The 10,806-nt window shown below is 66.4% G+C and carries 12 protein-coding genes; 9 read left to right on the plus strand and 3 right to left on the minus strand.

Translation table 11 applies throughout. From position 1 onward, the window contains the following. Positions 1 to 212: 212 nt before the first annotated feature. Complete coding sequence (locus BRAO375_RS01020) at positions 213 to 521, minus strand: hypothetical protein (protein WP_139031269.1); 309 nt, start codon at positions 519 to 521, stop codon at positions 213 to 215. Here BRAO375_RS01020 and BRAO375_RS01025 point away from each other — a divergent pair. Continuing rightward, on the plus strand, positions 424 to 1,692 hold the full coding sequence (locus BRAO375_RS01025) for an ATP-binding protein (RefSeq protein WP_502688846.1): 1,269 nt from the start codon (positions 424 to 426) through the stop codon (positions 1,690 to 1,692). The genes BRAO375_RS01020 and BRAO375_RS01025 overlap by 98 nt on opposite strands. Here BRAO375_RS01025 and BRAO375_RS01030 read toward each other — a convergent pair. Then, complete coding sequence (locus BRAO375_RS01030; protein ID WP_009025585.1) at positions 1,619 to 2,512, minus strand: YihY/virulence factor BrkB family protein; 894 nt, start codon at positions 2,510 to 2,512, stop codon at positions 1,619 to 1,621. The genes BRAO375_RS01025 and BRAO375_RS01030 overlap by 74 nt on opposite strands. A gap of 129 nt (positions 2,513 to 2,641) precedes the next feature. On the opposite strand from BRAO375_RS01030, the gene BRAO375_RS01035 reads away from it, so the two are divergent. The 7 genes from BRAO375_RS01035 (at position 2,642) to BRAO375_RS01065 (ending at position 9,014) form a co-directional block, all read left to right on the plus strand. Next, positions 2,642 to 2,836 (plus strand): twin transmembrane helix small protein, encoded by a 195-nt coding sequence (locus BRAO375_RS01035; RefSeq protein WP_008964842.1) that lies wholly within the window; start codon positions 2,642 to 2,644, stop codon positions 2,834 to 2,836. A 57-nt stretch (positions 2,837 to 2,893) separates the two neighbouring features. Then, on the plus strand, positions 2,894 to 3,466 hold the full coding sequence (locus tag BRAO375_RS01040; RefSeq protein ID WP_009025586.1) for a cob(I)yrinic acid a,c-diamide adenosyltransferase: 573 nt from the start codon (positions 2,894 to 2,896) through the stop codon (positions 3,464 to 3,466). Positions 3,467 to 3,597: 131 nt separating this feature from the next. After that, a complete protein-coding gene (locus BRAO375_RS01045) occupies positions 3,598 to 4,347 on the plus strand; it encodes an electron transfer flavoprotein subunit beta/FixA family protein (protein WP_009025587.1) in 750 nt (249 codons plus the stop codon). Next, positions 4,347 to 5,285 (plus strand): electron transfer flavoprotein subunit alpha/FixB family protein, encoded by a 939-nt coding sequence (locus tag BRAO375_RS01050; RefSeq protein WP_009025588.1) that lies wholly within the window; start codon positions 4,347 to 4,349, stop codon positions 5,283 to 5,285. The genes BRAO375_RS01045 and BRAO375_RS01050 overlap by 1 nt, the downstream gene beginning before the upstream one ends. Before the next feature lie 98 nt (positions 5,286 to 5,383). Next, the gene (locus BRAO375_RS01055; RefSeq protein ID WP_009025589.1) at positions 5,384 to 6,262 is read left to right on the plus strand and encodes a 3-hydroxybutyryl-CoA dehydrogenase; all 879 of its coding nucleotides are present in this window, start codon (positions 5,384 to 5,386) and stop codon (positions 6,260 to 6,262) included. An 80-nt stretch (positions 6,263 to 6,342) separates the two neighbouring features. Continuing rightward, positions 6,343 to 6,540 carry a putative motility protein gene (locus tag BRAO375_RS01060; protein ID WP_009025590.1) on the plus strand — a complete coding sequence of 66 codons (198 nt, stop codon included), beginning with the start codon at positions 6,343 to 6,345 and terminating at the stop codon, positions 6,538 to 6,540. Positions 6,541 to 6,725: 185 nt separating this feature from the next. Continuing rightward, positions 6,726 to 9,014, plus strand: a complete 2,289-nt coding sequence (locus tag BRAO375_RS01065) for an ATP-binding protein (protein WP_009025591.1) — start codon at positions 6,726 to 6,728, stop codon at positions 9,012 to 9,014. Positions 9,015 to 9,031: 17 nt separating this feature from the next. Here BRAO375_RS01065 and tlpA read toward each other — a convergent pair whose 3' ends face one another. Then, positions 9,032 to 9,721, minus strand: coding sequence for a thiol:disulfide interchange protein TlpA (gene tlpA, locus BRAO375_RS01070; protein WP_035638270.1), 690 nt, complete (start codon positions 9,719 to 9,721; stop codon positions 9,032 to 9,034). A gap of 94 nt (positions 9,722 to 9,815) precedes the next feature. On the opposite strand from tlpA, the gene argH reads away from it, so the two are divergent. Next, on the plus strand, positions 9,816 to 10,806 hold a 991-nt coding region (gene argH / locus BRAO375_RS01075; RefSeq protein ID WP_035638272.1), incomplete at its 3' end, for an argininosuccinate lyase.

Here is a 10,806-nt window from a genome sequence, read left to right on the forward strand (position 1 = left end):
GTTTCCGGCGGGGACAACCTCCGGGGCATCGTGACACCCGGAAACGACCGTGCCATGCTGCTCGGTAGCGCGGGTTATTCGGGAGCTTCAATCGAAAGCGGCACGATCAGACATGACAGTGGAAGTGCCCCTTCGTTTGTCGGAGTTCATGTCACAGGGGCCATGATGAAGCGCGTTCGGAAGATGAGTACGGGGCGCCGGGCCCGCCCGGATCAGCCGGCTGCGTCCAGGCCTGCCAGCGCGAAGACGCGCGGTGTGAAGACGCCCTCCAGGGCGATCTCCTCCAAAACGACCTCGTCCAAATCGACCTCGAAGACGACCTCCTCGAGGACGCCGTCCCTCAAAGCACGAAAGTCGAAGGCTGGCGCAGCGAAGGCTGCTCCGGCCAGGCAGCGCGCGAAGGCGCGGCCGCTGCAGAAGCACGTGCCCCAGGTCACGGCTCCCGCGGGGGCGCGGCGGCGCGCCGCCAAACCCACAGCGACGGATGTCGTTGCGGGAAAGCCGATGCCCAGCAGCGGCACGAAGAGGCCAGGGCCCGGCGTCGTCGAGGCGGCGCTGGCGGTGTTCGCCCACGAGGTGCGCACGCCCCTGACAGGCATTCTCGCGATCAGCGACCTGCTCGCCACCTCCGAGCTCGGCGAGCGCGAGCGCCGCTGGGTCGATACGATCAAGGCCGGGGCGGAGCATCTGTCGAGCCTGGCGACGCTGTTCGTCGACGCCGCCAAGGACGAAACCACCGGCGCGACGCTGCGCGAGGATCTGTTCGACCTGCGCGTGCTGGCCCGCGCGGCCGGCGACTCGCTGTCCGGCCGTGCCGCCGCCAAGGGACTGGAGGCGCGGGTCGTGGTCTCCGACGCCTTGCCAGGGCTCGTGATCGGCGATCCCGTGCGGCTGCGCGCGGCGCTCGAAAACCTGATCGACAATGCGGTGAAGTTCACCGAGCAGGGTGGCGTCGCGCTGGAGGTCGCCGTCGCCGGCCATGCGGGTCGTGGCAGGACCTCCAAGGGGCCTGGCAAGGTCGCGGTCGCGTTCCGCGTCTCAGATTCAGGCATCGGTCTGAGCCTGCAGGAGATCAAGCGGCTGTTCCGTCCGTTCAGCCAGGCCAATGTCTCGATCGCCTCGCGGTTCGGCGGCGCGGGCCTCGGCCTGTCCTCGGTGCGGCAACTGGCGCGGGCGATGGGCGGCGACGTCGCGGTGGCGCCGCATGAGGGCGGCGGCACGACCTTCACGCTGACGGTGACGCTCATGGTTGCGGCAGCGCCGCACACGACGGCAGGAGGCGGCGAGGACGGTGTGACGCTGGCGCCGACGCGGCCGCTGCGCATTCTCGGGGTCGAGGACAATCCGTTCGGCCGCGTGGTGCTGAACACCATCCTCAACGAGCTCGGCCACCAGGCCGAGTTCATTGGCCGCGGCGAGGCGGCGCCGGAACGGATCGCCTCCGGCAGCTATGATGCCGTGCTGATGGACATGGTGTTGCCGGGCATCAACGGGATCGAGGCGATCGCGCAGATTCGCGCCCTGGGTGCCCCCCATGGCGACATCCCGATCATCGGCGTCTCCGGACGAGGGGAGGACGAGGCGGCGTCGCGCGCCGCAGGCGCCGACGCGTTCCTGCTCAAGCCCGTTTCGCCGCGGGCTCTAGCGACTGCGCTTCTTGCAGCGACATCCCGCGCGGCAGCCGCGACTTGATGATCGATGCGTTCAACTCGCCGCCATACACGAAGATGGCCGCGATGAAATACAGGAATACGAGCGCGATGATCACCGAGGCGAGGCCCGCATACATCGTCACGTAGTTGTTGGCGAAGCGCGCCAGATACTGGCCGAACACGATGCCCGAGACCAGCGAGGCGACGAAGGTGAAGACGATGCCGGGCAGGATCTGCATGAAGCTGCGCCGTCCCGACGGCAGCCAGGCGTGCAGGATGAACAGCGCGACGACCAGCGCGCTGATGGTGATGCCGTAGCGCGACAGGTTGACGAAGCGCTCATTGGCCTCCACCGCCAGCGGCAGATAGCGCCGTGCCGTGGCCAGCATCAACGGGCCGAGCACGATCAGGAACGACATCGCCAGCGCGGTGACGGCGGCGACCAGGGTGTAGCCGATCGATTCCAGCCGCAGCCAGTACCAGCGGCGCTGTTCGATGACGCCGTAGGCGCGGTTGAGCGCGACCCGCAGCGCCTCGACGCCATTGGAGGCGAAGTAGACCGCGAGCACGGCGCCGATCGTCAGCGCGTCCGTCCGGGTCGTCGTCAGCACGTCGTGGATCTCGCCGGTCAGGGCATCCGCGACCTGGGCCGGCCAGGTCTCGAGCATCAGGGTGGCGGCCTGGTCGGCGAGGTCCTTGGAGCCGAGGAAGCCCGCGAGCGAGGTCAGCACGATCAGGAACGGAAACAGCGCCATCAGGGTCGACAGCGCGATATGGCTGGCGATCGCCCAGCCGTCGTCGGCGAGGAAGGTGTAGAACGCATCCATGACGACGTGGACGATGTAGCGAAGCGCCTTCACCTGTCTCTGCACTCCGCGAAAGAACTGCCCTGATACAATCCGATATTACGGACCTAAAAGCCAGAAGTTGCAGCCCCGGCTGCCCGATCCGGCATGGCGCTCCTGCGTCCACGGTGTTATCTAGCGCCAATGGCTTCACTTCTCGGTAAATTCATCCTTCCGATCGCCGTCGGCGCGGTCGCCCTGGTGCTGTTTCTCGGCCTCGTCAACATGACGCGCGGCGGCTCGCCGAATCTGTCGCAGAAGCTGATGCGCTGGCGGGTGATCCTGCAGTTCGTTGCGATCGTCATTGCCATGGCGGCCATCTGGGCCATGGGACGTTGAGGCGGGACGTTGAGCCGGGACGCCGAGGCGTCGAATAAGGGACTTTGAGACAGCAGCATGGTGGTCCTGAATCGCATCTACACGCGGACCGGTGACGACGGCACGACAGCGCTCGGCAATGGCGAGCGCCGGCCGAAATTCGACCTGCGCGTTTCCGCCTATGGAACCGTTGATGAGACCAACGCCGCGATTGGCGTGGTCCGGCTGCACCTCGCCGACGCGCCTGAGATCGACGCCATGCTCGGCCTGATTCAGAACGATCTGTTCGACCTCGGCGCAGATCTGGCGGTGCCGCAGCGCGAGGGCAAGGCGGAGCGGCTGCGCGTCGTCACCAGCCAGGTCGATCGTCTCGAACGCGACATCGACAGGCTGAATGAGCAGCTTGCGCCGCTGACCTCGTTCGTGCTTCCCGGCGGAACGACGGCTGCGGCGCACCTGCATGTCGCGCGCACCATTTGCCGCCGGGCGGAACGGATCATGGCGGAACTCGCCGCCCGCCCGGACGAGCCGGTCAGCGAGGCCGCCATTAGCTATATGAATCGGCTGTCGGACTTCCTGTTCGTGGCCAGCCGGGCGGCGAACCGGAATGGCGCCGGCGACGTGTTGTGGGTGCCCGGGCAGAACCGTTAACCGGGGACTTGCAACAGGGGACTTGCGGGCTTGCGTTTTTTCGCCCCTCGCGCGTTGACCGGGGGGTACGGGCGCTTTAGGTTCCGCGCCCGAAAGGTCAACCCCGGACAATTAAGAGCGAAAGAGGATCGATGAAGGTTCTGGTGCCGGTCAAGCGGGTGGTCGATTACAACGTCAAGGTCCGCGTCAAGAGCGACGGATCGGGCGTTGAGCTCGCCAACGTCAAGATGTCGATGAATCCGTTCGACGAGATCGCCGTCGAGGAAGCGCTGCGGCTGAAGGAAGCCGGCAAGGCGACTGAGGTCGTGGTGGTCTCGATCGGGCCCGCGCAGGCCTCCGAGACGATCCGCACCGCGCTCGCGATGGGCGCGGATCGCGGCATCCTGGTCAAGGCCGAAGGCAGCGTGGAACCGCTCGCGGTCGCCAAGATCCTGAAGGCCGTCGCTCAGGAAGAGCAGCCCGGCCTGATCATCCTCGGCAAACAGGCCATCGACGACGATTCGAACCAGACCGGCCAGATGCTGGCGGCGCTGCTCGGCTGGGCGCAGGCGACCTTCGCCTCCAAGCTCGAGGTCGAAGGCAGCGACTTCAAGGTCACTCGCGAGGTCGACGGCGGCCTGCAGACCGTGAAGGTCAAGGGACCGGCGATCGTCACCACCGATCTGCGCTTGAACGAGCCGCGCTACGCGTCGCTGCCGAACATCATGAAAGCGAAGAAGAAGCCGATCGCCGAGAAGACCGCTGCCGACACCGGCGTCGATCTCACGCCGCGGCTCGAGGTGATCAAGACCGCGGAGCCTGCGGGTCGCAAGGCTGGCGTCAAGGTGAAGGACGTCGCCGAGCTCGTTTCCAAACTCAAGACCGAGGCGGGGGTGCTCTGATGGCCACGCTGCTGATTGCCGAACACGACAATGCCGGAATCAAGGACGCGACCAACAAGGCGCTGACGGCGGCTGCCGCGCTCGGCGCCGATGTCGACGTGCTGGTCGCGGGCCAGGGCGCCAAGGGCGCGGCCGAGGCCGCCGCCAAGCTCGCCGGCGTGAAGAAGGTGCTGCTCGCGGACGATGCGGCCTACGCGCATGATCTCGCCGAGCCGCTCGCCGATCTCGTCGTCAAGCTCGCCGCGAACTACGACGCGGTCGTTGCGCCCGCGACGTCGCGCTTCAAGAACGTGATGCCGCGCATCGCCGCGCTGCTCGACGTGATGCAGGTGTCGGAGATCATCAAGGTCGTCGCGCCCGACACGTTCGAGCGGCCGATCTATGCCGGCAACGCGATCCAGACCGTGAAGTCGAAGGACGCCAAGAAGGTCATCACCGTGCGCACCTCCACCTTCGCGGCCGCGGCGGGCGAGGGCGGCAGCGGGGCGGTCGAGACCGTCGCCGCCGCTGGCGATCCGGCGCTGTCGACCTTCGTGGGCGAGGAGGTCGCCAAGAGTGATCGTCCGGAACTGACCTCGGCCAAGATCATCGTCTCCGGCGGCCGCGCGATGCAGAGCCGCGAGAACTTCGCCAAGTACATCGAGCCGCTGGCCGACAAGCTCGGCGCGGGCGTCGGCGCCTCGCGTGCCGCGGTCGATGCGGGCTACGCGCCGAACGACTGGCAGGTCGGTCAGACCGGCAAGGTCGTTGCGCCGGAACTGTACGTCGCGGTCGGCATTTCAGGCGCCATTCAGCATCTCGCTGGTATGAAAGACTCCAAGGTGATCGTCGCGATCAACAAGGACGAGGACGCGCCGATCTTCCAGGTTGCGGATTATGGCCTCGTGGCGGACCTCTACCAGGCGGTTCCCGAGCTGACGGAAGCGCTCGGAAAGTAAAGCTGCTAACACCGGCCGCATGGGACTGCTGCGGCCGGTGTCTTATCTGTTAAGGGCATGGATGGGCGCGTTGGAGCGCCATTCCGGTGGATGACGACATGGCTCAGATCAACAAGCTCGGTGTGATCGGCGCGGGACAGATGGGTAACGGCATCGCGCACGTTGCCGCGCTGGCCGGGCTCGACGTGGTGCTCAACGACGTCACCTCCGACCGGTTGAAATCGGGCATGGCCACCATCAATGGCAACCTGACCCGTCAGGTCGCCAAGAAGATGATCCCTGAGGATGCCCGCACCGAGGCGCTGAAGCGGATCTCGCTGACCGACAGCCTCGACGGCCTGGCCGATTGCGATCTCGTGATCGAGACCGCGATCGAGAAGGAGGACGTCAAGCGCAAGATCTTCCACGATCTCTGCGCCGTGCTGAAGCCCGAGGCGATCATCGCCTCCAACACCTCGTCGATCTCGATCACGCGGCTCGCTGCCTGCACCGACCGCCCCGAACGCTTCATCGGCATCCACTTCATGAATCCGGTTCCGCTGATGGAGCTGGTGGAGCTGATCCGCGGCATCGCTACCGACGACTCGACATTCGAGGCGGCCAAGGAGTTCGTCGGCCGGCTCGGCAAGCAGGTCGCCGTCTCCGAAGATTTCCCGGCCTTCATCGTCAACCGCATTCTGCTGCCGATGATCAACGAGGCGATCTACACGCTCTATGAAGGTGTCGGAAACGTCGAGGCGATCGATGCGGCGATGAAGCTCGGCGCGCATCACCCGATGGGTCCGCTCGAGCTCGCCGACTTCATCGGCCTCGACACCTGCCTCTCCATCATGCAGGTGCTGCACGAGGGTCTGGCTGACTCCAAATACCGGCCTTGTCCGCTGCTGGTGAAGTACGTCGAGGCCGGCTGGCTCGGTCGCAAGTCGCAGCGCGGCTTCTACGACTATCGCGGTCCCAAGCCGGTGCCGACCCGGTAGTTCAACCGCTCATCCAGACGCTGGATCGATACGCTTCGTTAAGCCTGCCGGGGTACGGTGCTGCAACGAGGTATAGGCGTATGGATATGAGCTTGGTGGCTGCGGTTCTGGCGCAGCAGGCGAGTGCGACCCAGCAGCAGGTCGCCACGTCGGTCATGAAGCAGAACCTGAATGCGCAGAAGGACGCCGTCCTGACTCTGCTCGGCGGCGCCCAGCAGACGCTGTCGCTCGCCAATGTCGGCCCCGGTGTTGGGGGCAACCTCAACATCGCCGCGTGAGCGCGACGGCCTGACAGCCGTCCGGCAGCCTGGCGTCCGTTCCGGCCTAACGGCCCGAGATGCGTCGGGCTCTGCCCATCTGAACGGTACCATGGGACGCCCCCGGAAAACTCCGGTGGCAGCTGTTCTTTACGGTCGGGAAATCCCGCAACCGCTAGCGTTGCATGCGCTGGCGGAGGACGTGGATGCTGCGGGTACTGAGCTGCCTCGAAATGGAGCACGATAAATGGCTGGTGTTTCTGGCCGCTTGCGTGTGTCTGCTGACGAGTCTTGCGGCGGTCAACCTGCTTCAGCGCGCGCGGGTTACCGACGGTGATATTCGTCGGGCCTGGCTTGCCACCGCCGGGATCGTGACGGGCGGCGGGGTATGGTCGACCCATTTCATCGCCATGCTGGCCTACACGCCGGGTTTCCCGATCCGCTACGATCTGCCGATGACGATCATGTCGCTGGTCGCAGCCGCCGCCACGACGACCGCCGGCTTCGCTGTCGCCATTCTCGGTCGTCATCGCCTGCGCGCCGTGATCGGGGGCGCGATGGTCGGTCTCGGGATTGCGGTCATGCACTACATGGGCATGGCTTCGCTGCGGGTCCCGGCCGTGATCGTCTGGATGCCGGACCTCGTGGCAGCGTCCGTGCTGTTCGGTGTGGTGTTCGGCGCATCGTCCTTGCTTGTCGCAATGCGCAGTGAAAGCTTGCTGTCATCCGCCGGCGCCGCTGGCCTGCTGACGCTGGCGATTGTTTCGCATCATTTCATCGCGATGGGTGCGATCGATCTGCTCGAGAGACCGGATCCGGCGCCGACCGGCCTGTTGTTGTCGACGGTGACCCTGGCCGTGTCGATTTCGGCGATGACAGCCGTGCTGGTGATCGGCGGTCTGATCGTGGCGATGTTCGACCGCCGCTCAGGACACCGCATGAGCATTCGCAACATGCAGCTCGATGTGGCGCTCAACAACATGGATCACGGGCTTTGCATGTTCGGGCCCGACGGCCGCCTGCAATTGTGCAACGAGAGCTATCTGCGAATGTTTCGGCTGTCGCCTGAGCAGGTGCGTCCCGGGATGGTGGTCGAGCAACTGCTCGCAGCGCGCAATGCTGCCGGCACCGGGGTCGCGCACATTGACCAACATCTGGCCGGGGTCCGGGCCGGCCACAAGGCAGGCGTGCCGCAGAGCCGGATCGACAAGCTCGTTGACGGCCGCGTGGTCAGGCTGAACTACCGGCCGATGCCCAATGGCGGCTGGGTCACGACGCATCAAGATATCACCGAGAGCGTCACCGCGACCGAGGCGCTCAATGCGGCGAAGCTGGCCGCCGAGGAGGCGAGCCGCGCCAAGTCGGACTTCCTCGCCATGATGAGCCACGAGATCCGCACGCCGATGGCGGGAATGATGGGCATGATCGACCTCCTGGCCCGCACCAATCTCGACGAGGAGCAGCGCGGCCTGGCCGAGGTGGCCAAGGAATCGAGCCGGAACCTGCTCACGGTCGTCAACAACATTCTCGATTTCTCCAAGCTGGAGGCGGGGCGTCTGACGCCGGAATCGATCGGCTTCAGCCTCGGCCATACATTGAAGAGCGTGACCGCCCTGCTCGGTCAGCAGGCCCGTAACCAGGGGATCGCCCTTGAGATCTCGCTCGGTGACGACGTTCCATCCTGGCTGGTCGGCGATCCCGTCCGGATCGGCCAGGTGCTGTTCAACCTGGTCGGCAATGCGATCAAGTTCACCAGGCAGGGCTCCGTCCGCATCGTTGCGTCGCATCGCCCGATCGCCGACGAGCGCGTCGAGCTTCGCATCGAGGTGATCGACACCGGCGTCGGCATCCCGGCCGAGATCCAGGCGAAGCTGTTCGATCCGTTCACCCAGGCCGACACCTCGGTGTCCCGCAAATTCGGCGGCACCGGTCTCGGGCTTGCGATCTGCCGGCAACTGTGCCGCGCGATGGGCGGCGAGATCGGGGTCGACAGCGAGCCGGGGCGCGGCAGCCGCTTCTGGTTCACCGTTCAATGCGGCGTCGGCGAACGGCCGCAGGTCGCCTCGCCGCCGCTGCAGCCGGCGATCCCGGCGCAGGCCGATCGGCTGAACATTCTCGTGGTGGACGACACGCCGATCATCCGCACGCTGATCACCAAGCTATTGGCGCGGTTCGGATGCCAGTTCGACGTCGCTTGCGACGGCGTGGAGGCGCTCACCGCGGTGCAGGACAAGTCCTACGACATCGTTCTGATGGACATGCAGATGCCGGAGATGGACGGCCTATCGGCGACCGCTGCAATCCGCGCTCTCGACGGCCCGATCCGCGACGTGCCGATCATTGCGCTGACGGCCAATGCTCTGGCGGGCCAGCGCGAGATCTGCATCGGCGCCGGGATGAACGATTTCCTGACCAAGCCGATCGATCCGGACGCGCTCCAGGCTGCGCTCACCCGCTGGGGCGCGATCGAACGCCGCCGCCACGAGGCAGCCTAGCGCCGTGGCCGCCGGGACTACAGCCCCGCGGCGGCCTTCGACGTTGCCGCCTCGATCAGCTTGACCGCGTCCGCACTGTCCCATTCGGCCGGGCCCGCGATGGTCGCGATCTCGCAGCCATTGCCGTCGACCAGCACCGAGGTCGGCATGCCCAGCGCGCGGCCGACCGCCTTCAGATCCTGGAACACCTTGGCCTTGGCGTCGCTGAAATAGGCGAGCTTCGTCAGCTTGGCGTCGCTCAGGAAGGTCTTCGGCTTCTCCGGATCGCGGGTGTCGATGTTGACGGCGACGACCTGGAAGGCGTCGCCGCCGAGCTTGGCCTGCAGCCCGTCCAGCGCCGGCATCTCCTTGCGGCAGGGCACGCACCAGGTCGCCCAGAGGTTTAATAGCACCGTCTTGCCGCGGAAATCCGACAGCTTCTTCGGCGCGCCGCTCGCATCCTCGAAGGCGAGGTCCGGCAGCCGCAGCGGCGCCTTGGCGGCGGTCAGCGCCGCCACCTCGCCCTTGATCAGCGGCGCCAGCCGCGCCGCGGTGTCGACCGCCGCCTGGCAGGCCTGATCGCCGGGCGGCTTGCCCTTCAGCAGCCCACCGAACGCCACCGCTGCGATGCCGGCGACGGCGATGACGGCCACCGCGCCGGCGGCGAGCAGGGGCCGGCGCCGGGATGCGGGGCGGGCAGGGGACGTCTCTGGCTTATCGTTTGTCATCTCGGGTCGGTTGCGGCTATCAGAGGCGCGAATTTCGGTGCACCGGACGTGTGTCCCATCCTTTGGCGATCAGCAAGGCTTAAGAGCGGCAGGCATGAGCAACAAGATGTGGGGCGGCCGGTTCACGGAACGTCCCGACGAGATCATGGAGGACATCAACGTCTCGATCGACGTCGATCGCCACCTCTACGCGCAGGACATCGCCGCGTCCAAGGCGCACGCCGCCATGCTCGCCGCCCAGGGCATCATCACGGCTGGTGATGCGAAAAATATCGGCAAGGGTCTAGACACGATCCTGTCAGAGATCACCAAGGGCTCGTTCGAGTTCAAGCGCGCGCTCGAAGACATCCATATGAACGTCGAGAGCCGGCTGTCCGAGCTGATCGGCCCCGCCGCCGGCCGGCTGCACACCGCGCGCTCGCGCAACGACCAGGTCGCGACCGATTTCCGCCTGTTCGTCCGCGACACCATTGACGACATCGACGCATCCCTGGCCGCCTACCAGCAGGCGCTGGCGACCCGTGCGCTCGAATTCGCCGGCACCGTGATGCCCGGCTTCACCCATCTGCAGACGGCGCAGCCGGTCACCTTCGGCCACCATCTGCTGGCCTATGTCGAGATGGCCGGCCGCGACCGCGGCCGCTTCCTCGACGCCCGCAAGCGCCTCAACGAGTCGCCGCTCGGCGCCGCCGCGCTCGCCGGCACCTCGTTCCCGATCGACCGCCACGCCACCGCGGAGGCGCTCGGCTTCGAGCGCCCGATGGCCAACTCGTTGGATGCGGTGTCGGACCGCGACTTCGTGCTGGAGACCTTGTCGGCCGCCGCGATCTGCGCCGTGCATCTGTCGCGCTTCGCCGAGGAGATCGTGATCTGGACCTCGCCGCTGGTCGGCCTGATCAAGCTGTCGGACAAGTTCACCACCGGCTCCTCGATCATGCCGCAGAAGCGCAATCCGGACGCCGCGGAGCTCGTCCGCGCCAAGACCGGCCGCGTCATCGGCGCGCTGAACGGTCTCCTGATCGTCATGAAGGGCCTGCCGCTCGCCTATCAGAAGGACATGCAGGAGGATAAGCAGGGCGCGATGG

The sequence above is a fragment of the Bradyrhizobium sp. ORS 375 genome (genome assembly GCF_000239775.1).
Taxonomy (GTDB): domain Bacteria; phylum Pseudomonadota; class Alphaproteobacteria; order Rhizobiales; family Xanthobacteraceae; genus Bradyrhizobium.